Raw genomic sequence first — 21,080 nt, 5'->3', positions numbered from 1 at the left:
GTGTACAGGAATGTATGAGAGGCACCGTCGAGACGAGGCGGACAACTGGGGTGCTGTGGAGGCCGTGTGAACGGTAGAGCAGACACCCGCAGAAAGCCAAGCGATCATCGGTTGCCGCGCGTCGGCAGGACGCGGTGTGGCCAGAGGATGGCATACAGCTAGGCAGGACTGGCATTGAGACGCGCTATGCGAATGAAGAAGTCGTCAGCTATGGGTGATTGGAGCGAGGGCAACAAATTTTGGTACGTGTCGAGGTGGTTGTGCCCCACGCTGCTCCATCCCGAACCAGGCCGTGAACGCGACACACACCGAGGCTACTGCAGCACCCGCTGTGGGAACGTAGGGGGATGCGTACCATTCCATAAAAACGCTCGCTGGATTTTATCCAGCGAGCGTTTTTGTTTATTTTAGCGTCGATTGATCAGGTAAAAAGGAGGCCACTTGGTTCAACCAAGTGGCCTCCTGGGGTTAACCGCGCCGTTTGCGGCGGCGCGGTGAACGCCGTTCAGGATTCTCTGCTTTAACCGCATCTGGAGTTGGTTTCTCCGGTGCTCGCTCAGGCTGGGCTGTTTGTTGCGCTTTCGGTTTGGGCGCCTGCTGCTGGCCTTGCTGTTGATTATGATTGTTACCACCATTGCCTCGTCGCCGCCGCCGCATTGGTTGCTTTGGCTCATCGGGGTCATTGGTTGATGGCTGGCGACCGCGCGGTGTCAGTTGCTCTGGCACTCCGCCTAGTGATTGTTGGCGCACGGTTGCTGGTAATTTTGGCCGCTCAGGTGTTGGCGTTGTGTCGCCCTTGCGCTTGAAGGCATGGCGTGGCTTGCGCTCGCTCTGCTCATTCGGTACGCTTGGCGCTGGATTCGGCTCTGGATTGGAATTTTCTGAACGATTGAAGCGTTTTTGGCGCTCAGCACGGTCGAATCGTGGCCGTGGCTCGTTGGGATTTGCCCGCTGCTCGCGTGGCTCAGCTGAATGTGGGCGTGATTGCTGCGGTTGCTTGGGCCGTGGCTTGGGCTTATCGCTTGAGCCATGTGCTTCATCATCAAAGGAACGAAGCTCCTCTAAGCCCCAATCTTCGTTATCCCAATTGTTGTTGAGGGATGCTTTGAGGGTTTCGCCAACTGGGCGGTTGAAACGCTTTTGGGCAATTGGCGCAGCTTCGCCTTGTTCTAGCCGCTCGCGAGCAATCGCTCCAGCAGCACTGGTGATGGTTTCAAGCTGATCGGCTTTGAAATCTAAGTAGTTGCTTTCAATATCCACAGTCACGGTTTCGCGAATGGTGTTGACTGCAACCACATAGCCAATTCCTTCTGGGGTTTTGACCTGCTCGCCCCGGTTTGGCAACTCAGCCTTGATCTCAAGATATTGCTCTTGTTCATACGATAAACAGCAGAGCAAGCGCCCACAAACGCCCGAGATCTTCGAGGGATTGAGCGGCAGATCTTGATCTTTGGCCATTTTGACCGAAACCCGCGCAAAATCGGGCAAGAAGGTGGAGCAGCACAATGGCCGACCACATGGGCCTAATCCACCAAGTAATTTGGCTTCATCACGCGCCCCAATTTGGCGTAATTCGATCCGTGCATGAAAAATGCGCGCTAGTTCGCGCACTAAATGACGAAAATCAACCCGTTGCTGCGAGGTGAAATAGATTGTCAAGCGCGTGCCATCAAAATTCCAATCGCTGCGAATTAATCGCATTGGTAAGCGATGGACGCTAATTCGTTCGGCACAAATCCGCAATACGTCATCGCGGCGCTCAGCGAGCACCCGCATCCGATCGTAATCTTCGGTCGTCGGCTGGCGAATAACTGGTTTGAGTTCGGCAATCAAGTCGGAATCAGGCAGATCTTCGATCGGCGCTGCAACTTTGCCAAGCTCAAGCCCGCGCACGGTTTCCACAACCACCGCATCGCCTAGCTCTAAATGGTGTTGATTCGGGTCAAAATGATAAATTTTGCCCGAATCTTTGAATTTAACTCCAACAACCAAGGGCATAGATCAATCCTAAAAAGTATGAAGGATGAAGGATGAGGTAGGAAGAATATTAAAACTATCAGAGTGTTAGTGTCATTAAGAAACGTAGATAGTTAGTTTGGCAATCTTGGCAATGATCAAAATGACCTGTTAGACGCGATTGAGGATGAATTCATCCTTCATCCCTCATCCTTCATCCTTTGAATAATTATCCTTCAAAGCCTTCGCTGGGGAGGGTTTTGCCCATCACGCGGAAGACTTGGACAGTCAGGGCTTTGCCTTTGAGTTGCAATGGCCCGACTTCCTGGACTTGGTAGCTCGCACCAAGCTTGGCAATCGTGGCTTCGCTGGTGTAGACGCTGTTTGGCTCGGCTTTCCCTTCAAGCCGCGAGGCAGTGTTTACAGTGTCGCCATGAACAGTATACTCTAAACGTTCGCGCGTGCCGACGAGACCAGAAATAACTCGCCCAGTGCTGACCCCAATTCGAATCCGAAAGTGTTTGCTGGAATCGATTTTGGCCATAAGCTTTTGATGCTGCACGAGCATGTCAAGCGCTGTATCAATTGCCCGCTGTGCGTGATCTTCATAATACACGGGAGCGCCAAAAAGCGCCATAATCCCATCGCCAATAAATTTATCGAGCGTGCCACCATGCTCAAAAATCACGTCGGTCATCACGCTCAGATATTCATTCAAGAGGTTTTGCAGTTCTAATGGCGGCAGGGTTTCGGTCATGGTGGTGAAACCCTGAATATCTGAGAATAAGACACTGGCTTCTTGCTCAACTGGCTTCATGAAGATCTCACCAGTTTCGTTAATTTGTTGGGCCACGGTGCGCGCAACATCGGGCGAGAGGAAACGGGCATACTGTTGGCGTAATTTTTCTTCGTTGCGAATCTGATCGGTCAGGTTAGCACGTTCGATGCCCAACGAGGCTTGGTAGGCCACCGCTGTCAATAATTCGCGGTCGCGGATGCTGAATCGCTCAAGCCCTGGGCTATCGAGGTGAATCAAACCCAACACGCCAGCGCGGCCAATTAATGGCACACACAGCACCGAATGAATATTTTGGCTGATGATACTATCCTGCGAGCCAAATTCTACCCGTGCATCGGAAGTGAGCAAGGCCACGCCCTCGCGCAGCACGCGGCGCGCAATCGTCGAGCTAATTGTCAGCGATTGGGTTTCGCTGGGCGCACGCACGACCATTGGCACCAGCCCATCTTGGCGGGTCATCAACAACAACCCACGTTCAGCGGGCACCAACCGCAACACTTCATCCATAATGGTGTCGAGCAGCTCGCCCAAATCGAGAATCATATTCAAGCGACTGCTGACTTGATAGAAATTTTGTAAAATATCGTTAGCATCAAGATTCAGATCGGGCAGCTTGCCCGATGAGATCGAGCGGCTATTGCTTTGCAATGGCACCAGCTCCTCATCGGAAATAATCACGCTGGCGGCAGCCCGATCATCAAATTTAAGCTCAAATGGCCCGATGCTAATCAGGTCGTTCGCCCGCAACGCTGCTTCCTTGACCCGTAGCCCATTGACAAACGTGCCATTGGAGCTACCAGTATCGCGCACAAAAACATCGCGGCCACGGCTCTCTAACGAAGCGTGATGGCGCGAAACATGGGGATGGTTTAACACAATATCATTTTGGCGCGAACGGCCAATTTGCAGCCCGCGACTTGTAATTGGAATATTCAGTGATTGCCCATCGATGGTCGCAAGCAAACGTGCCATGAAGTTCTTTCCTACTAGGTTTTGCCTGATCAATCTGTGTGCAAGTATAGCAGATGGCGCAATGATTAGACAGTATTCTTTGCCTGATTGTTGCTCACCCTAAGGCAGTATTTTAGCTCTTGGGGCAAGCAGTAATTAATCATCAAACGAGGCTTAAAATCGCCAACCTGGCAGTTGCGTTGGTGGTGAAATGCCAACAATTGGGTGGTCTTGGTTAACGGATCTCTGCCTAATTGCTGGCGAAATAGTCGGTTGCGACGCAGGCAACGTGCTATAATCGGACTGTGGGATCAACCATAGCACTAGGAGGTGTTCAATGACTGAACTCTGGAATAGCCTTAAGCAACAAATTGCCCAGCACAATTGGGGATTATTTGGGCCAACAAGCTATGTGCTGGGGGTTGATTTAGGCAGTTATGGCTTGCGCGCGGTCGTGACCGATATTTGCGGTGAGCATCTTTTTCACGCCAACCGCGAACTGGCTGCCGAAAGCAACGCTACCACCGTGCTCGAACAAAGTTTTAGCCTGATCCACGAATTACTTGAAACCAATCATGTTCCAGCCCAACAACTTGTGCGCATTGGAGTTGGCTTTGGTGGCCCGGTCGACGCAGTGCGCGGCGTCACTCGCCGTTCGTATCGCATGGCTGGCTGGGATGATTTGAATGTTTGCGAGCAATTTGAAGCTGCATTTGATGCCCAAACCTTAATCGAAAATGATGCCAGCTTGATTGCCTTTGGTGAATATATGTTTGGCGCTGGCCGCGATGTGCAAGACCTCTACTACTTGCATTTGAGCACTGGCGTTGGCAGTGGCTTGGTTTTGAATGGCCAACTCCATCGTGGCGTAACCACCAGCGCTGGCGAAATTGGTCATGCCCGCTATTCCTTGAGCCATCAACGCGAAATCGAAGATTTGCTCTCGATTCGTGGTTTACTGGCGCGAGCTAATGAGCTTGGCTTACAAACTGATGATCTTGACATATTGTTTAATGACCCTGAGGCTGGCGCAAAAACGATTAGCGAAGCAGTCGATGTGCTGGGCTTAGGCTTGGCAGGTGTGGTGCAATTGCTTGACCCTGCCTTGTTGGTGCTTGGTGGGATTGTAACGCGCAAGGGTGGCGATGGGTTGTGTAGTGCGGTCGAAGCCCAAGTGAATCAAATGATTAGCCCAACCCCACAGCGCCATGTGCCAGTGGTGCATTCGTTGTTGGGTGCTGAAGCAGTAGCGATTGGCGGCTTGGCTTTGGCTTTGCAAAGCTTGAATCAATAAGGTAACTTCGTTTCGTCACCCTTCCGTCCCTCCGCCGGAGGAAAACGCAGGGGGTTTTCACCAAATGTTTATGTTGTGGATTATTCAGCTTGTTTGAATGCCCACCCTTAGATCGTTTGGGTTCTATATTATTTGAGTAATAGCAAAAGCTGCTGCTGTGAGCAGTGGGAGCTGGAACAACAAAAACCCGCCGCAAGTTGTAAAGCTTGCGGCGGGTTATTTAATGCGGATTTTAGCTATCGCTGCGTAATGAGCTGCCTTGGGGTTTAACCTGCGGCGCATTATCATCGTTCAGCTCGTGACGGTTGATTGGTTGTGGCGAAGCGGTGCCAGCCAGATGGGGCGGCACGAGTGATGGCAAATCTTTGCCTGCCGTATGATTGGGCTGGTCGTCGCGATGGGTTGCTTGCTCAGCCAAAAAGGCTTGATGGGCTGGATCTTTGGCTGCTTCTGCTGCTTCTTCGGCAATATGATTAAGCACCGGAGCAACGATTTTTTCGAGGCGCTCGTGGGTGGCGGTAATTTGCTCGTTTTTGCGATCAAAAGCAGCGCGTTCAGCGGCGACAACTTCGGGGGTAAATGGACGTTCTTGCTCAGTCATACAATCCTCCTTGATTATGCTGAGATTTGAATAAGCAAAGACTATGCCTTAAAAAATAAGGACACAGGTTTTGCCTGTGTCCTGAGGGTGGGAACCGAGCTAAGCGAGATTAAGCAGTCTTGCCGGCTGCGTTGCTCACTTCTTCAAGCGTGAGCTTATGCACAAGCAGGTATTCGTAGGCACTGACGGCGGCGCGAACGCCATCGCCAATTGCAATTAACACTTGTTCACCAAGGACACTGTTGCTCACATCGCCAGCGGCAAAGATACCATGGCAGGGCGAGCTGTTATATTCATCAACAATCACAAAGCCATCTTCATCCAGCACATCAACATTGCCGTTGTTGAGAAAGCCAGTGTTTGGCTGAATGCCAATATCGACAAACAGCCGATCGACTGGAATATGCTGCAATGATGAGCCACGTTCAAGCACAATTTGCTTGACCGAATTAATCCCCACCACATCGCGAATCGTGGCTTGAGGAATAATCGTGACATTGGGCATGCGCCGAATGGCATCGACTAAAGGCACTTCGGGCAACTCTTCATCTGGGCTAATCCAATAGATATGGTTTGTGCCTAAGACGATTTCGGCGACCCCGCGAATTGTACGGGGAGTTACGCCATAGACGGCAACTCGTTGGCCTTGGGTTTGATGGGCAAAGGTTGTGATTGAATAACCTAAGCCCACCCCAAATAGATGTTGAATGCCCGGCAAGGGCAAGCGATTGGGAGCCGCGCCGCTGGCAACCACAACTGAACGAGCGTAGCGTTCGCCGTATTGTTGGGTATCGACCACAAACATGCCATTGGTTTTGCGCAGCCCCACGACGCGATCGTTAATGTGTGCGACTGACGATTGATGGTTTGAAAGCTGGCTAATCAGCCGTTCCACAAGATCGTGTCCGGGCAGAACGTTGATCGTGCCGTTGACTGTGCGGTTATGTGCCCAGCCCGCTTTGCCGCCGAGATCGGCGTAAATCATCAGCGTGCGTAATTGTTTGTTTTGGGCATAAAATGCCGCTGCCAATGCCGATGGTCCGCCGCCAATAATCAAAATATCGTACACGATACTCATGGTTGCGCTCCTATTCGACGATTAGCGCTGTAACCATCCCAAACATGCCGTGTTCGCTTTCAGCGTGCGACAAAATGTGGCAGTGGAAGGCCCAGACACCTGGGTCAGTACAATCGACAATCACATCCCAGCGTTCGCCAGGGGCGACGTTGAGAGTATCGCACATAAATGGTTGCGGTAAGTTCCAACCATCTTTGGCGAATACCAATTGGGGCATCCCGTGCAAGTGCATTGGGTGAATCATCAAGCCTTCATTCATATAACGAATCCGAATTTTTTGGCCCAATTTGGCGGTCAGCGGCACAGTTGCTGGGAATCCTTTACCATTAATGGTGAAGCCTTGGGCGGTATCATTCAAGACCAAGGTAAATTCTTTGTCGTAGGCTGGGTCTTTGCTCTTATCTTTTGGCTCGACGATAAATGGCCCAAGCAAGCCCATCGAGACTTGTTTGGTTGAGTTATGGTGCGAGTGATACATGTGCGAGCCAGAGTTGCGCACGGTAAATTCATAGGTATAGGTTGAACCAGGCGTAATTGGTGGCTGGGTGATGAATGGCACACCATCTTGATTGTTTGGCACAAACAATCCGTGCCAGTGCACAGCAGTGCTTTCATCAAGCTGATTGGTGACCAAAATCCGCACTTTATCGCCTTCGGTAACCCGAATTTCTGGGCCGGGCAATTGGCCGTTATAAGTCCAGGCTTCGAGCTTGCGGCCTGGTTCAACTTCCCACATGGTTTTTTGGCAGGTTAATTCAAATACTTTGACATCGCCTTCCATGCGATATTCAAGTGGTTGCATGCTGAGGCCTTCGGTTTTAGCTGGAAACAGCTTAATCCCTGCTTCATGCATTTTATCCATTTCTTCCCAAGCTTTGGCCCCGCTATCGGTGGTGGGCGTGCCTGCATTGCCAGTGCCATGGCCACCATTGCCGTGGTCGGTGCCAGCAGGAGCGGTTGTGGCGGTTGCTGGTGGAACGGTTGCTGGCTCGATGGTTAGCGCACTTTCGCGGCCACACGCGACCATGGTTCCTGCGGCAGCCGCCATCCCCGTCCAGCGCAAGAAGCTGCGGCGCGAGGTTGGTGCATTCAATACTTGTTCGATAGGTTGTTGTTCGTTGCGGTCCATGATCGTGTATCCCCCTAAATTGCACGCCATATCGGCTTTGATATGTATCTAGTGTACTTGCCAACCGACCACCGAAACTAAAAGATTTGTCTACCCTTCGTTGTCGTTCGGCTACTTTTGTTGCATTCGGGGATCGGTTGATGGGGATCGGGGATTGGGATTTAAGAGCATAGAGCGTTGAGAAGGATGAAGGATGAGGCATGAGGGATGAAGGATGAGCATTGAGAACAAAGAACAAAGAACATAGAACATAGGGTTTGGGGGTTGGAAGTTGGGTTTTAACGCAGAGGCGCAGAGAACCGATGGCTATGGGCTATAGGCTATCGGACATGGGTTGGAATAGCAAAAGCCAAAAGCCAATAGCCAATAGCCTATCGTCCTTCGTGGATCAAAATAAATAGCCCATAGCCAGTCGATCCATCGCTTACGATCGCTCGAATGGATCGGCCATATAGGTGATGCCATAGAAGATTAATACAATAATGAAAGAACTCAGCAGGAGCAAGCGCATGGTCGCGCGAAACCCGCGTGGGTCGGCAATAATCTGGGGAATAAGATATACAAGTAAGCCTAAGAACGCTACAATTAAAATTCCATTCAAGGCCATAACCCAGGTTTTATACTTAAGCGTCTGTTGGCAGTTGGGGCATTTAAGCTGAAACGGGTTGGTACTCATGAGGAAACTGCTTAACCCAATTGGTGCGTGACAATGAGGGCATAGTTTGTTGGCCATGGGATTCTCTCTCAACTAAGTGGCTATGTGCCTATCCTACCATAAGCTAGCAGTATGGTGCAAATCCACAGTGTTTGGGGAGTTAAGAACATAGAACAAAGAACATAGAACATAGGGGTTGGGAGTTGGAAGTTGGGTTTTAACGTAGAGGCGCAGAGTATGTGAGGTTACGGTTGAGGGGTCAGAGGTTAGGGAACAGATGGGAAGTGCAGTAAGCTTCGGACAATGTGTTGCTACAACATAGAATCTGAGCAAGCTGTAGCAAAATATAGCTTCGCGTCCTTCGTGCGCTTCGCGGTTCCAATCCTTCGTGGCCTTCGTGGTTAAAAAAGCCCCAACACCACCCAAACTTGGGCGCTGCTGGGGCCATGCTTCCTCTCCGGGAAAAAAGTTTAGAGTGGTTGGCCGCGTTCTGCTGTTTGCTCAACTGCGCGTACCAAGAAGATTGGCCGTTGGCTGCTGCGAATCAGCTTGGTTGCAACGCTACCCATCCACATGCGGCTGAAGCCACTGCGGCCATGAGTTGCCATAACGATCATACTTGCAACTGCTTCGTTGGCAACTTCATTGATCATCTCTGCTGGGATACCGCTCACAACGAGGTGGCGCGTGCGCAGGCGTGGCGTTTGCAGCGATTGCTCAAGCTGCTGTACATATTTTTGAGCTTGCTCACGGGCTTGCGATTTTTCGCCAGCACTCCACATTGGCACAATACCAGCCTCAACCAAGCCCGGCTCGTCGAGACCAGGTGTAACGCTGAGCAAAACCAGCTCTGCTTGATGGGCTTCTGCTAGTTGGCTGGCCAAGGGCAAGGCTTGTTCGGCCAAGTCTGAGCCATCAAGTGGCACAATAATCGTGCGCAATTCTGGCGGAATTTTGAAGGTTTCAACCTTGTTTTCATCGCCATGGATGACCAAAATTGGGACAGGCGTTGCTTGGACTACTTTTTCAGCGACGCTGCCAAGCACCCAACGCCCAAGCCCGCTGCGGCCATGGCTGGCGAGCACAATTTCGCGCACATTGGTTTGATCGGTCGCGAATTGAACAATCGCTTGGGCTGGGTCGCCTTCAAGCACGCTAGTGTGAATGGCTAAACCTTGTTGCTCGTAGCGGGCCTTGAGTTCATCGAGATAGGTTTGGGCTGCTTGGCGCTCGTCATCGAGCCATTGGCGCGTATCAACTGCATTTGGCACTGGCCATGCATAGGCTGTGACCAAGGTCGGGAAGCCAATAACCCGAATTAAATGCAGGACACTGCTGTTGCGACGAGCTAAAACCACCGCATAATCCAAGGCTTGTTCTGCTAAGCGTGAACCATCAAGTGGAATCAACATTTGGCGTTCCATAATCAATCCTCCTTTGGATTGGAGAGCGACATTGCTCTCAACAAGGTGATCAAGTTCACCAAGTAGGGGCGCTAACGAGCTAGGTTTTTCAAGGTACGACGTGATTGGCAAGTTGCGCAAGCGTTGGCGCATGCTTGGCGAACTGCCCGAGGCCACCACGGCAATTGCGGTTGAGGGTTGCTCCTCACACAATTGTTCAAGCAATCGCAACCCATGCAACCGATACGGAGCCGGATCAATCACGACTAAGTTGGGTCGATGAGCCTGAACACTAGCCCAATCAGCTTGATCTACAATATTGACTTGGACGTTCTGGCCCCAACGGCGCTGAAAGCGCGCGGCGGTTGTTTGGGCTGAACCTTGATCTGGGTCAATGATGACGATTGAGAAGTTCATGGCTTGCTATCCTTATTATCACTATACATAGTGTAGCGTGGATAGCATGTCAATCGGGTTAAGAGAGGATAACCAAAGGGTGTTAAAACCTTACCAATGCGAAAAGCCACGTTTCGCCATTGAATCGTGGCGGCTTTTGGGGGTGTTCGAGGCTTAGAGCAGGACGCTATAGGCGCTTTCGATATCTGCTTGGTTGTTAATGTCGGTCAAAGTCTCTGCTGGAATCGCTTCATCGACCGTGAGCACCATAATTGCCGTGCCGCGTGGACTTGAACGCCCAACGTGCATCGATGAAATATTGATGTCTGCACTGCCAAGCAAGGTGCCGATCCGGCCGATAAAGCCAGGTCGATCTTGGTGGAAGGTGAACAACATCGAGCTAGTTGGCACCAAATCCAGCCAAAATTCGTTGATTTGGACGATGTGGGCTTCGCCGCGCACCACTGTGCCACCAAAGGTATGTACCACGCCATCGCTGGTGGTTACAACCAATTGCAACAGTTCGGTGTAGGTTTCTGCATCTGGGCGATGGGTTTCGTTGATGCTAAGGCCGCGTTCACGAGCCAAGAATGGTGCATTAACTGGCGTAACCCGACCTTCTGAGCCACCTTCGAGCAAGCCCTGCAACACCGCCAACTTGATTGGTTCGCTGGTGAGGCCCGCCAAAGCACCGTTATAAACAATTTGATACGATTGAGCTGGCAGATCGATTAATTGGGCGCTGAGCCGGGCTAATTTGCGCCCAAGATCGAGATATGGCCCAACAATCGCCCATTCTTCGGGAGCAACGAACGGCGCGTTAACTGCATAGCGTGGCGAGCGGCCAGCCAAGGCATCAACCACACCTTCGGCCACATCGGCGGCGGTCAAGGCTTGGGCTTCTTCGGTCGAAGCGCCTAAGTGAGGCAAAACAATCGCTCTTGGATGATTGACAATTGGCCCAGTTGGTGGCTCTTTGGCAAACACGTCGAGAGCTGCGCCACCAAGATGGCCCGATTCCAAGGCTTCGAACAAGGCTTCTTCATCGATTACGCCGCCCCGGGCACAATTGATGATATAGCTGCCTTTTTTCATTTGGCTCAGGCGTTGGGCATCGAACAAGTTGCGGGTTGCATCGATCAAAGGAATATGCAATGAAATAACATCAGCGCGGCTGGTTAGTTCATCAAGCGTCACTGGGGTCACGCCAAGTTGCGCTGCACGTTCAGCATTGATAATTGGGTCGTAGGCGATGATATTCATTTCTAATGCCCGCGCGCGGCGAGCTACTTCCGAGGCAATGCGGCCAAAGCCAACCAAGCCCAGGGTTTTGCCACGAACTTCCCAACCGCCATATTTGCTGCGTTCCCATTTGCCATTTTGCAAGGCTGCATGGGCTTGGGGAATGTTGCGCGCAAGGTCAAGCATCAAGCCAATCGTCAATTCGGCGACGGCAATACTATTCGAGGCTGGGGCATTAACCACCAAAATCCCTTGCTGATTGGCTGCTGCCAAATCGATGTTGTCGACACCCGTCCCGGCGCGGCCAACAACTCGTAATTTGGTGCCTGCTGCAAGCACTTTGGCGGTAACTTTGGTTTGCGAGCGCACGATCAAGGCATCGTACTCAGGCAAAACATCCAACAGGGTTTCTGGTGTAAGATCAAGACGAACATCAACCTCGGCGACCTCTTTGAGCGCCGCAAGGCCTTCGGCACCAATCTTCTCCGTGACCAGGATACGATCCATGAGGTGGTTACTCCTGTGGTAGTAAACAAAAAAGGGCAGATGGACACGCTCTGCCGCTGCCAGCATTGGCTGATGGGAGTTTTGTGTATTGTATCACAAGCAACAAAGAGCGCTGTTGCTGCGAATGTATCGCCCAATGTATCTCGCGATATATCCGTTGCTGACGCTAAAAGCCTATACTGGCTGCATCAACCAAAGGAGATACAGCTATGAACCACCCAACGATTCAAAAAGATACTGGTGCTTGGATCGCGTTTACCTGGATTTCGTTTTTTATTTCAATTGCAGCCTTGATGTTGGGCATTTATCATGCGCCGGTCGATGTTTGGGTCAAGAGCTTTTTGGCGGTTGCTGCATTATTTGCCGTTGGTAGCACCTTCAGCTTGGCCAAAACAATCCGCGATAATTCCGAAGCTGGCAAGCTGCTCAACCGCTATGCAGATGCCAAAACCGAGCAAATTATTACCAACTACGAATTCACCTCGGCACCGCGCAATGGTTGAGTGATGATTAACGTAGAGGCGCAGAGAACCAAAGGATGAAGGATGAGGGATGAAGGCGATGGGCTATAGGAAATAGATTGGAATCCACATCACTTAATCCTATAGCCCATCGCCCATCGCCGATAGCCAAATACTTCATCAGCGCCTATGTTCTATGCTCTCTGTTCTATGTTCTTTCGCCCCTAATGTACAAACGCCTGTTGATAAATTGTATGCACTTTGGCCAAAACAGCCTGAGCTTGTTGGGCGGCTGGAAGGGCGGTAGCTTTTCCCTTATTGATAAAACTGCCACTGGCAAATGCTTGTTGATTGAAGGCGGCGCTATACAAGCGTTCAGCGCCAGTGCTTGGGTGCTTAAACAGCAAGCCATGCACTGGCCGTAGCCACCATGGCAAGCCAGTATTGGTTTTGAGCGAGCCACGATTGGCCCCAGGACAAACGCTCAAGATGGTAATTCCTTCTTGCTCAAGTTGCGGCGCGAGTGCTTGGCTCCAGAGCGAAAGCGCAAGTTTGGAGCTAGCATATGGCCCAAAGAGCTTTTTGAAGTTTTGAGGTTTTTCAAGCTGATCAAGCTGAAATTGTTTGATCGTTAGCAGTGCATTTGATGAAGTATTGATGATTGTTTTGTGCTGGCCGCGTAAGAGCAATTCTTTCAGCTCCATGACGATGATATAGGGCACGACGCTTTGTAATTCGAAGCTTAATTCGCGACCCTGCGGCGAGAAGAGCAAGCGTTCTGCTGAGCGCCCTGCATTGTTGAACAACAGATCAATGCTGGTTTCTTGCTGTTTGATCGTTTGTAAGGCCGTGCGAAGCTGACCAAAATCGCTCAGTTCTGCCTGATAACTGCGTAGCTTGCCAGTAGTTTGGGCCGCTTGAAGAATTGGCTCGTTCGTGGGAAACTGTGAACGCATCAGACCGATGACTGTCCAGCCCTCGTTGAGCAGGCGTTTGGTCAGTTCAAGCCCAATTCCCGAATTTGCTCCCGTAATCAAGGCCGTTTTCGATGCTGATTGGGTGGACATCCGCGCCTCCATTGATTTATTTTATAGAACGCTATAAAATAAATCTAGCGGATTTATTCGTGATTGTCAAATTTTTCTAGTGATCGATAGATAATTATGCAAACAACCAGACCGCGAGGCCGACCACGTACCTTTGATCGGCAAGCAGCCCTAGAGGCGGCGATGGAATTATTTTGGCGCCATGGCTACGAAGGCACTTCAATTGCCGATTTGACGACGGCGATGGGCTTTACGCCGCCGACGTTGTATGCAGCCTTTGGCTCGAAAGAAGATCTGTACCGCGAGGTGATTCAGTTTTTTCTGTTGCGCAGCGAGCGACGGCGGATGGATGCTGCCTTGGAGCAACCAAGCGCTTATGCCATGTTGCGCTCCTATTTGTATGCTGCTGCTGAAAGTTTTACCGATCCGCACACGCCAGCTGGCTGTATGGTGGCTACGGCAGCGCTGCAATGTGCAAGCGAAAATCAGCCAATTGCTCAAGAAGTTGCCCGCATTCGCCAGCACATGGTGCTTGGCTTTGTCGAGCGCTTGAATGAAGCAAAAACTAGCGGCGAATTGCCAGCAACGATCGATGCGCTGGCCTTGGCCAATTTTTATACAGCGATTGTGCAAGGCATGTCGGTGCAAGCGATTGATGGTGCCAGAACCAATGATTTGCTTGCAGTTGCCGATTTGGCACTGAGCGCGTGGCCAGGCACGAAGGATGAAGGATGAAGCCACAAATTAGAAAGGATGAAGGATGAGGGATGAATTAAGAAAGGATGAGGGATGAATAGAAGGGCAAAAGGCAAAAGTCAGAAGTCAGAAGCATGAGGAATGAAAGCAAAAGGCAAAAGTCAAAAGCCCAATCCTGAAAATCTGTGGCTAACTAAAAAGCAACATTATTTAACGCAGAGGCGCAGAGAACGAAAGGATGAGGGATGAAGGATGAAGGATGAAGTCAAAAGGATGAGGGATCAGAATTCAGTCTATTGGTTATTGGAACAATAATCTGTGGCTAAAAACTATACTTCGTACTCTTCGTGTCCTTCGTGGATCAAATGCTTCGCGCTCTTTGTGCTCTTCGTGGTTAAAAAAGCTTCTATGCTCTATGCTCTTTGTTCTATGCTCTTTATGTGTTCTCTGTTCTCTGTTCTTCAATATGCTATACTTGGGGCGTGTCTGTAGGAGACTGTACTGTGTCAACAAGTATTGCTTTAGCCCTCTTCTTTGTCTTACTAAGCCCCATTTTGACTGCGATTCTGCTGCGTTTTCTGCGCACGCGCCTAAGTGCCTTGCCCTTTTATTCGATTGCTGGGGTGCTGTTTGGGCTAGCAGCATTTGCCGCAATTTGGCTGGTGAGCCAACATCAAGCCAGCGTTCAGCTTGGCAGTTTGGTGATTATTCAGCAGCAAGGCATTGATCTCGATCTGCCGCCTGAGGTTGAAGCAACCGCCCAGCCAACCCAAGTGTTACCAACTGTAGCTGCAACCGCAACGCGCCCAGCGCCAACCGCGACAACCCGCCCGAGTGCTACGCCAACCAGCGAACCAACCGCAACTACTGAGGCAACCAGCGAACCAACTGCCACAGCTGAAGCAACCAGCGAGCCAACTGCTGAACAACGCACCTACACTGTTGAAGATGGCGATACCTTGCGCTCGATTGCCGAGGCTTTTGATGTGACGATTGCTGAATTGCTTGAAGCTAATGACTTAACGCCCCAACAAGCTGATCAGCTTCAGCCAGGCGATGTTTTAATTATTCCATAGTGAGGTTTTGTGCGCGTTATTGGCTTCGTATTGGGTTTGTGTTGCTTGGTTGGTTGTGCTTCCACAGCGCCTAATCCGCCAACAACGCGCCCTGAAATTGCAACCGCAACTCCAACCAGCGTGAGCGCAACCGTGCTTGCCCCAACCCCAATTGCATTAACTGCGACCCCGATGGCCTTGGCGCTGACATGGCAATCGTACACCGCCTATCAGGTTGAAGCTGGCGATAGCTTAGAATCGATTGCTGAACGGGGTGCAAGCTTTCCGCTGTTTATCAGCCGCTACAATCGGCTCAATCGCCCAATTGGCGCAGGCCAACTTTTAATCGTGCCGCGTTTGGAGAATGATCAGCTCAATCGTTTGCCCTCAACTCCTGCGCTGATTCGCCGTGGCCTCAGCAGCCAAAATTGGGTGGGGCTTAGCTGCGATTTAGGTGCTAAGGCTGGGCCAATTGAGCCAATCGTGACAACCCTCGCGAGCAGTGCAATCAGCATGACTTTTTTTATTGACCACATGTGGATTGAGCAAAACCCACAAGGCTTGCAACAGCTTGCTACTGCGGGCCAGGAATTGGCCAATGGCGTAGCGCTGGCGCAGCTTGAGCCTGAAACTTTGAGCCAAGCCTTGTTGCGCACCGAAACCAGTCTGACCAATCAGCTTGGCATGGATGCTTCAATTCGCCCGTATCTGCGGATTTGGGGCCAAGCAAGTAGCCCAGAATTGGCCGAACTTGCTGCTCAAAACGGCTATTTATCGCTTGATAATGCGCAAGAACGCGATGCTGCTGAATTGGCTGAAAGCTTAGTTGACCCTGAGCAAGCAGCCAGCTATCGCGGGTCGCTGATTGCGCTCGATTGCAACAGTGCTGAAACCGCCGCAGCCCTGCCATTAATTATTGAACGCTTGCAGCAAGCCGGTTTGCAGCCGCAGCCAATTGCAGAAGTGATGCAGCCATGAGTTTATTGATTGCGCTCTTGCCTTTATTTGGCTTGGCCCTGCTGGCCGATGGCTTGGTTGCGCCCAAGCGCTGGCTGGTTGGCGTTGCTTGGCTGATTGGCGTTGCAAGCGTTGTTAGCCCGCATTTGGGTCTTTCGACCTTGGCATTATTGCTGGTTGGTGGCTTGCTCGGCCACACCTGGGGCCAGCGTTTGAGTGGCGTTTTATCAGCGCTTGGGCTTGGTTTATTGGGCTTGCAGGCTGATAGTTGGGCGTGGCAAGCGGCCAGCGTGGCAGTTAATCTCAATTCAATCCATATTGGGTTGTTGATTGCTGGAGCTGCGTGTGCCTTTGGTTGTTGGCCTTGGCCTGCCAAGCCAACGCCGCCTGCTAGCACATTGGCTTTGGTGCAGCTTGGTAGTTTGTTGCGTTTATATAGCCTTGTGCCCTTGGATTGGGCTTGGACTGCGATTGCAGCTTTCATTGGCGCTGGCTCGGCGCTTTGGTTTGCTTGGCAATTGCTGCCAGCCCAAACGCTCGATCAACGGCGGACGCTGGTTGCGCAAGTTTTGTGGTGTTTGGTGCTAGCAACCAGTTTATTAGCCAGCGAAGCGGGCATTGCTGCAACATGGGCTTTGGCGCTGGCTGCCTGTTTGGCTCATCCCTTATTTCAACGCCATAGCAATTTGGCCAGTTTGGTTCCGCTGGCGATGGCGCTCTGGTTGACGGCGGCGGCAAGTTTGGCTGGTGGCTTGGCCTTGCTTAGTTGGGTTGGTTGGCTTGTGCTCATGCTGCTTAGTTTGAGCAGTTTTCGCTTGCCACCACAGGTTTCTCGTTGGCAATGGCCCTTGATGCTTGTGCAACTTGGGCTTGGCTTGGGTTTGCCTTTTTTGCTCGAACTGCTGTTGAAGCCAGTTTGGCGTGAACTTGGCGCAGGCTTGACCGTCTTTGGCAGGCTGGATATTGCGCCGTGGACAGGCTTGGCAACGCGCAATCCTGGCTCGCAAGTGGTGGCAACCTTGCCTTCGCTGGTGCTTGCAGGCTTGCTCGTGGTGGGCATTGCGCTGAGTTATTTGGCCAATCGCTGGCGTGGTCAGCCAACCAACGCCGATCAAGAACCGTTGCGCGAGCAAACAATGTGGCAATTGGTGAAGCGTGGCTTGCCATGGGGGAGCCAACCGCGCGATGAGTAGCGAAGCATGGCGTTTGGGGGTTGCTGGCCAATGGGAGCGCTTGTTGCTCTATCCTGGTGGCTTGAGTGCGCTGATTGCGCTTGGCTTGGGCTGGCTGGTTTGGCGTTGGCTGACGCCGCGCACCAACTCGGTTGGCGCTGAACACCCTTTTGCTTGGCTCTTGCTGCCATTGCCCTTGTTGGCGCTGAGCCTGTGGCCCTTTGCCGAATCAAGCGAGTTGCGGGCGACGCTTGATCTTTTAAGTTATTGGCTGTTGCTTGATCTGCCGTTGCTCTGGGCGATTGGCCAAGATTGGCGTAACGGTGCGCAGGCTGGCTTGCGGGCTGCCCGTTGGTTGGTTGGCCTGATTACTGGCTGGCCGCTGCTGGGCTTGGTTGGCTGGATCATCGCGAGTTTGCATGGTGGTTTATTGCCCAACGATCTTTTGATTTTGGATGCAGGCTGGCTGGGCTGGTTGGGGTTAGCACTCTGGTTGGCTGGCTTGCTGCCCTATCTGCAACTTGGGGCGTGGGAAACCGCGCCAACCCAAGGTGCTTTGGCTTGGGCCTTGGGTGCACGCCGTTTGGGCCATTTAGCCTTGCCAGCGTGGTTAATTCAAGCGCAATTGACTGGAGTTTGGCTTGGCTCGGCTTGGGGTTTTGGTGCTATTTTGCTCGTTTTATGGCTGTTGCTGCTTGGCTTGAGCGCTTGGTTGCGTCGCTATCACCAAGCCAAACTTGGGGCATGGCTTTGGAGCGCGGCAATGCTTGGCTGCCTAGCTTTTGGCCTAAACAGCTGGTTCAATCGCTAAGCCCCAATAAATGGGCGTTTGTTTGATTTGATACTGGTGAATGCCTGCCTCGTGTAGCATTGCTTGAATTTCGTTGCTCCGCCATGCTCGCAGCACAGATAGCGGGCCATCGTGCTTGCCAAGGCTGGTCAGCGGGCCTAATCCAGCGAGCCGTGCCCCCCAATAACCCAACCAACTCCGTTGCAGATCGACAAGCACAATGCCGCGTCGCGCGACGCGCTGAGCCTCGTGCAACAGCGCAATTATTTCAGCGCTGGTGCAATGATGCAGCATTTGCGCACAAAAAACGATGTCGAGGCTGCGATCGGCAAAGGGCAAAGTTTGGCCTGCACCAACCACGGCTTGTTGGTTGCTGCTCACGATTGTTTGGTTGAGATCAAGGCTGAGCATGTGCAGTAATTGGCCTTGTTGCTTGCTTGCTGTTTGGAGCCAGCGCCCAATTTGGCCGTTGCCTGCCCCAAGATCAAGCATGGTTGTCTGGTTTTGCAGCAATGGCTGCAACAAACGCCAACCCAAGCGATAGCCACCGCTCAAACGATAGAGCCACGCCATCTCGGCTAAATTGGCCGCCAACTCTGGATGCTCAGTCAAATCGTCGAGCAATTCGGCAGATTGTGAACGTCGGGGAATCCAAGCCATCGTTATTTCCTTGAGTGCTACCAATTAACCACTGACCCTCGGTATAATACCGCGTGATGCATCGCTCTGATGCATGGCTATTGATGGAATGATTATGCGTTTGCGGCGTTCTTGGCTCACTATTGCGATTCTTTTTGGCCTGATGGGCTTAGGTTTGGGGCTGCGGCTCGCCGCTTGGCATTGGCATGAATTTCGGCCACTTGGCGGCGATGAACGCGAATATTTGGATTTGGCGATTGCTTTGGCCCAAGGCAAGCCCTATTACGATTTGCAATTTATGCGCCCGCCGCTGTTTCCTGTGGGTTTGGCGGCTGCGGTTTGGCTCCTTGATGGCGATTTGCAGGGCTTGCGGCTGATTAATGCACTGATCAGCACCGCCACAATTCCTTTGGTTTGGTGGTGGGCGCGGCTGTTGTTGCGGCGCAACGATCTGGGCTTGATTGCTGCTGGCTTGACGGCCTGCTCGTTTACCTTGGCCTTGAACGCCACCGAATTACTCAGCGAAACGGTGACCCTCGCCGGCTTGATGCTGGTGTTTGGCTTCATTACCCTGAGTTTGCGTCGCCCGCAATTGCGCTGGGCGATTGCTGCTGGCGTGGCGATTGCAGTCGTCAGCTTAATTCGCTCGGTAGCGTTGCCCTTGCTGCCATTAGGTTTATTGTTGCTCTGGCGCAGCGATAACCCACAACGCTGGCGGCAGATGCTTGGTTTGCTGGCTGCAACAGTATTGACCATCGCGCCGTGGACAATTCGCAATGCCCTGAGTTATGGCGGCTTCATTTTGATTGATACGACTGGCCAAGAAAATCTTTGGCTGGATAACGATCCGCGGGGCCGTGATCTGGTTAAAGCCGAATTGTATGCGTTGGGCGATGCCCGCATTGAGCGCAGCCAATTGGCCTCGCAGCAAGGCATTGCGGCAATTACTGAGCATCCTGATTGGTTTTTGGCTAAGTTTGGCCGCGAATTTTGGCATAGCTGGGGCTTAGAGCATAGCGACGATTTGCTAGCGCGGCGTGCGATTTGGCAACCAGCCAGCGAAGTGTGGCTGCGCTTGATTTTTGGCGATGGCTGGTGGCTGTTGCTGATTGGCTTGGGGTTGGCTGGTTTGTGGTCGTTGCCCTGCGAGCGTTGGCTCAAATTGCTGTTGCTGGTATGGGTTGGCTACACCGTGTTTACCTCATGTTTGTTTCATGTTGAATATCGCTATCGTTTGCCCTTGCTGCCTGTGCTCTTGCCTGCAGCGGCGTGGCAAATTCACCAATTGCGCTGGGCTTGGCCGCAGCCGCGGCAGTGGTTGGCGTTGGCAACGGGGGTAAGCGTGCTGGCCTTGAGCTTGAGCTATGCCAATTATCCACAAGAAGCTTGGCGTTTAGGCCAAAAACATTGGTATTTGTGGCAGGCCGAACGCTATTTAGCCGCTGCCAACACGTTGCCTGCAACCATGAATGAACAAGCAAGCTCGGGCGTGGCAGTGTTTGAGGCCCAAGCGGCGGCCAGCAATGCCTTGCGTTTTGACCCAGAATCGGCCTTGGCGCGCGTGTTGTTGGCGCGAATCGCCTTTATCAGCGATCAACCTGCGACGGGCGAGCAACAGTTGCGGGCTGCAATCGCTGCGTTGCCAGCCCATGCTTATGCCCATTTATTGCTTGGCGATTATTTGCGCCAGCAAGGCAATTTGAGCGCAGCCCGCAACGAATTGGCCTATGAAACGAGTTCGACTGAGGATTTGCAAGCGTGGTCACGCCAACGCATGCAGTTTCTGCCCATCACCAACACGCTCGATTTGGGTTCTGGCCTCGATTTGGGCTTGATTGCCAATTGGTATACTGCCGAGGAAGATAGCCGTTGGTTTGGCGAGCAGGCCACAGTTTGGTTGCACGCCCCAGTTGATGCCACAATGCTCCGCTTGCGGATTGCCAGCCAACGCCCGGTTAGCCTTGCAGCGCCCATATTAAGCTTGTGGGCGAATGGCCAATTGCTGGCGGAGCTTGCGATCGATTCTAGCTGGACGGTGCATGAGATTGCTTTACCAAATAGTTTGCGTAACATACCATTAGAGCTAGAATTACGCAGCAGTAGCACCTTCGTGCCGCATGATCTTGAGCCAACCAATCCCGATGGGCGCGATTTGGGCTTGCGAGTCGATTGGATTCGGCTGGAATAGGCTTTTGAATTGGCCAAGATTCTGCTATAGTCGCTATCAATGCTTCTTCATTTGCAAAAATTTGA

The 21,080-nt window shown here is 52.0% G+C and carries 18 protein-coding genes; 8 read left to right on the top strand and 10 right to left on the bottom strand.

Annotated features, from left to right (window positions below; translation table 11 throughout):
• Positions 1 to 468: 468 nt before the first annotated feature.
• Together ricT and SE18_RS19170 are read right to left on the bottom strand one after the other, a co-directional pair.
• A complete protein-coding gene (gene ricT / locus SE18_RS26920) occupies positions 469 to 1,998 on the bottom strand; it encodes a regulatory iron-sulfur-containing complex subunit RicT (protein WP_083470022.1) in 1,530 nt (509 codons plus the stop codon).
• Positions 1,999 to 2,185: 187 nt separating this feature from the next.
• On the bottom strand, positions 2,186 to 3,727 hold the full coding sequence (locus tag SE18_RS19170; RefSeq protein ID WP_054536082.1) for an adenylate/guanylate cyclase domain-containing protein: 1,542 nt from the start codon (positions 3,725 to 3,727) through the stop codon (positions 2,186 to 2,188).
• Between the two features lie 316 nt (positions 3,728 to 4,043).
• On the opposite strand from SE18_RS19170, the gene SE18_RS19165 reads away from it, so the two are divergent.
• A complete protein-coding gene (locus tag SE18_RS19165) occupies positions 4,044 to 5,000 on the top strand; it encodes an ROK family protein (RefSeq protein WP_054536081.1) in 957 nt (318 codons plus the stop codon).
• Positions 5,001 to 5,232: 232 nt separating this feature from the next.
• Here SE18_RS19165 and SE18_RS19160 read toward each other — a convergent pair whose 3' ends face one another.
• The 6 genes from SE18_RS19160 to serA all read right to left on the bottom strand — a co-directional run bounded on the left by SE18_RS19160 (position 5,233) and on the right by serA (position 12,011).
• Positions 5,233 to 5,601, bottom strand: a complete 369-nt coding sequence (locus tag SE18_RS19160; RefSeq protein ID WP_054536080.1) for a hypothetical protein — start codon at positions 5,599 to 5,601, stop codon at positions 5,233 to 5,235.
• A 109-nt stretch (positions 5,602 to 5,710) separates the two neighbouring features.
• The gene (locus tag SE18_RS19155) at positions 5,711 to 6,679 is read right to left on the bottom strand and encodes an NAD(P)/FAD-dependent oxidoreductase (protein WP_054536079.1); all 969 of its coding nucleotides are present in this window, start codon (positions 6,677 to 6,679) and stop codon (positions 5,711 to 5,713) included.
• Positions 6,680 to 6,689: 10 nt separating this feature from the next.
• Positions 6,690 to 7,808 (bottom strand): copper oxidase, encoded by a 1,119-nt coding sequence (locus tag SE18_RS19150; protein ID WP_054536078.1) that lies wholly within the window; start codon positions 7,806 to 7,808, stop codon positions 6,690 to 6,692.
• A 424-nt stretch (positions 7,809 to 8,232) separates the two neighbouring features.
• A complete protein-coding gene (locus SE18_RS19145; protein WP_054536077.1) occupies positions 8,233 to 8,484 on the bottom strand; it encodes a hypothetical protein in 252 nt (83 codons plus the stop codon).
• A 449-nt stretch (positions 8,485 to 8,933) separates the two neighbouring features.
• Positions 8,934 to 10,283 (bottom strand): universal stress protein, encoded by a 1,350-nt coding sequence (locus SE18_RS19140; RefSeq protein ID WP_054536076.1) that lies wholly within the window; start codon positions 10,281 to 10,283, stop codon positions 8,934 to 8,936.
• Positions 10,284 to 10,436: 153 nt separating this feature from the next.
• The gene (gene serA, locus SE18_RS19135; protein ID WP_054536075.1) at positions 10,437 to 12,011 is read right to left on the bottom strand and encodes a phosphoglycerate dehydrogenase; all 1,575 of its coding nucleotides are present in this window, start codon (positions 12,009 to 12,011) and stop codon (positions 10,437 to 10,439) included.
• 209 nt (positions 12,012 to 12,220) lie between these two features.
• Between serA and SE18_RS19130 the strand changes: the two genes are divergently transcribed.
• Entirely contained in the window at positions 12,221 to 12,514 is a 294-nt protein-coding gene (locus SE18_RS19130) for a YiaA/YiaB family inner membrane protein (protein ID WP_054536074.1), read from the top strand.
• Positions 12,515 to 12,696: 182 nt separating this feature from the next.
• Here SE18_RS19130 and SE18_RS19125 read toward each other — a convergent pair whose 3' ends face one another.
• Positions 12,697 to 13,539 carry an SDR family NAD(P)-dependent oxidoreductase gene (locus tag SE18_RS19125; protein ID WP_054536073.1) on the bottom strand — a complete coding sequence of 281 codons (843 nt, stop codon included), beginning with the start codon at positions 13,537 to 13,539 and terminating at the stop codon, positions 12,697 to 12,699.
• Positions 13,540 to 13,635: 96 nt separating this feature from the next.
• On the opposite strand from SE18_RS19125, the gene SE18_RS19120 reads away from it, so the two are divergent.
• The 5 genes from SE18_RS19120 to SE18_RS19100 all read left to right on the top strand — a co-directional run bounded on the left by SE18_RS19120 (position 13,636) and on the right by SE18_RS19100 (position 18,209).
• Positions 13,636 to 14,253 (top strand): TetR/AcrR family transcriptional regulator, encoded by a 618-nt coding sequence (locus SE18_RS19120; RefSeq protein WP_054536072.1) that lies wholly within the window; start codon positions 13,636 to 13,638, stop codon positions 14,251 to 14,253.
• Between the two features lie 464 nt (positions 14,254 to 14,717).
• Positions 14,718 to 15,290 carry a LysM peptidoglycan-binding domain-containing protein gene (locus tag SE18_RS27850; RefSeq protein WP_054536071.1) on the top strand — a complete coding sequence of 191 codons (573 nt, stop codon included), beginning with the start codon at positions 14,718 to 14,720 and terminating at the stop codon, positions 15,288 to 15,290.
• Positions 15,291 to 15,299: 9 nt separating this feature from the next.
• Entirely contained in the window at positions 15,300 to 16,247 is a 948-nt protein-coding gene (locus SE18_RS19110) for a hypothetical protein (RefSeq protein ID WP_054536070.1), read from the top strand.
• Positions 16,244 to 17,419 carry a hypothetical protein gene (locus SE18_RS19105; protein ID WP_054536069.1) on the top strand — a complete coding sequence of 392 codons (1,176 nt, stop codon included), beginning with the start codon at positions 16,244 to 16,246 and terminating at the stop codon, positions 17,417 to 17,419. The genes SE18_RS19110 and SE18_RS19105 overlap by 4 nt, the downstream gene beginning before the upstream one ends.
• Positions 17,412 to 18,209, top strand: a complete 798-nt coding sequence (locus SE18_RS19100; protein WP_054536068.1) for a hypothetical protein — start codon at positions 17,412 to 17,414, stop codon at positions 18,207 to 18,209. The genes SE18_RS19105 and SE18_RS19100 overlap by 8 nt, the downstream gene beginning before the upstream one ends.
• On the opposite strand, the gene SE18_RS19095 is transcribed toward SE18_RS19100, so the two are convergent.
• Positions 18,186 to 18,848 carry a methyltransferase domain-containing protein gene (locus SE18_RS19095; protein ID WP_054536067.1) on the bottom strand — a complete coding sequence of 221 codons (663 nt, stop codon included), beginning with the start codon at positions 18,846 to 18,848 and terminating at the stop codon, positions 18,186 to 18,188. The two genes, SE18_RS19100 and SE18_RS19095, sit on opposite strands and share 24 nt — an antisense overlap.
• A gap of 94 nt (positions 18,849 to 18,942) precedes the next feature.
• On the opposite strand from SE18_RS19095, the gene SE18_RS19090 reads away from it, so the two are divergent.
• Positions 18,943 to 21,015 carry a glycosyltransferase family 39 protein gene (locus SE18_RS19090; RefSeq protein ID WP_054536066.1) on the top strand — a complete coding sequence of 691 codons (2,073 nt, stop codon included), beginning with the start codon at positions 18,943 to 18,945 and terminating at the stop codon, positions 21,013 to 21,015.
• The last annotated feature ends 65 nt before the right edge of the window (positions 21,016 to 21,080 follow it).

The sequence above is a fragment of the Herpetosiphon geysericola genome, from assembly GCF_001306135.1.
GTDB classification, from domain to species: Bacteria; Chloroflexota; Chloroflexia; order Chloroflexales; family Herpetosiphonaceae; genus Herpetosiphon; species Herpetosiphon geysericola.
This window is presented reverse-complemented; position numbering and strand designations above follow the sequence as displayed.

Excerpts from the sequence above, each read along its gene's own strand:
- ricT (WP_083470022.1), bottom strand. The coding sequence starts at position 1,998 with ATGCCCTTGGTTGTTGGAGTTAAATTCAAAGATTCGGGCAAAATTTAT.
- SE18_RS19170 (WP_054536082.1), bottom strand. The coding sequence starts at position 3,727 with ATGGCACGTTTGCTTGCGACCATCGATGGGCAATCACTGAATATTCCA.
- SE18_RS19165 (WP_054536081.1), top strand. The coding sequence starts at position 4,044 with ATGACTGAACTCTGGAATAGCCTTAAGCAACAAATTGCCCAGCACAAT.
- SE18_RS19160 (WP_054536080.1), bottom strand. The coding sequence starts at position 5,601 with ATGACTGAGCAAGAACGTCCATTTACCCCCGAAGTTGTCGCCGCTGAA.
- SE18_RS19155 (WP_054536079.1), bottom strand. The coding sequence starts at position 6,679 with ATGAGTATCGTGTACGATATTTTGATTATTGGCGGCGGACCATCGGCA.
- SE18_RS19150 (WP_054536078.1), bottom strand. The coding sequence starts at position 7,808 with ATGGACCGCAACGAACAACAACCTATCGAACAAGTATTGAATGCACCA.
- SE18_RS19145 (WP_054536077.1), bottom strand. The coding sequence starts at position 8,484 with ATGAGTACCAACCCGTTTCAGCTTAAATGCCCCAACTGCCAACAGACG.
- SE18_RS19140 (WP_054536076.1), bottom strand. The coding sequence starts at position 10,283 with ATGAACTTCTCAATCGTCATCATTGACCCAGATCAAGGTTCAGCCCAA.
- serA (WP_054536075.1), bottom strand. The coding sequence starts at position 12,011 with ATGGATCGTATCCTGGTCACGGAGAAGATTGGTGCCGAAGGCCTTGCG.
- SE18_RS19130 (WP_054536074.1), top strand. The coding sequence starts at position 12,221 with ATGAACCACCCAACGATTCAAAAAGATACTGGTGCTTGGATCGCGTTT.
- SE18_RS19125 (WP_054536073.1), bottom strand. The coding sequence starts at position 13,539 with ATGTCCACCCAATCAGCATCGAAAACGGCCTTGATTACGGGAGCAAAT.
- SE18_RS19120 (WP_054536072.1), top strand. The coding sequence starts at position 13,636 with ATGCAAACAACCAGACCGCGAGGCCGACCACGTACCTTTGATCGGCAA.
- SE18_RS19105 (WP_054536069.1), top strand. The coding sequence starts at position 16,244 with ATGAGTTTATTGATTGCGCTCTTGCCTTTATTTGGCTTGGCCCTGCTG.
- SE18_RS19100 (WP_054536068.1), top strand. The coding sequence starts at position 17,412 with ATGAGTAGCGAAGCATGGCGTTTGGGGGTTGCTGGCCAATGGGAGCGC.
- SE18_RS19095 (WP_054536067.1), bottom strand. The coding sequence starts at position 18,848 with ATGGCTTGGATTCCCCGACGTTCACAATCTGCCGAATTGCTCGACGAT.
- SE18_RS19090 (WP_054536066.1), top strand. The coding sequence starts at position 18,943 with ATGCGTTTGCGGCGTTCTTGGCTCACTATTGCGATTCTTTTTGGCCTG.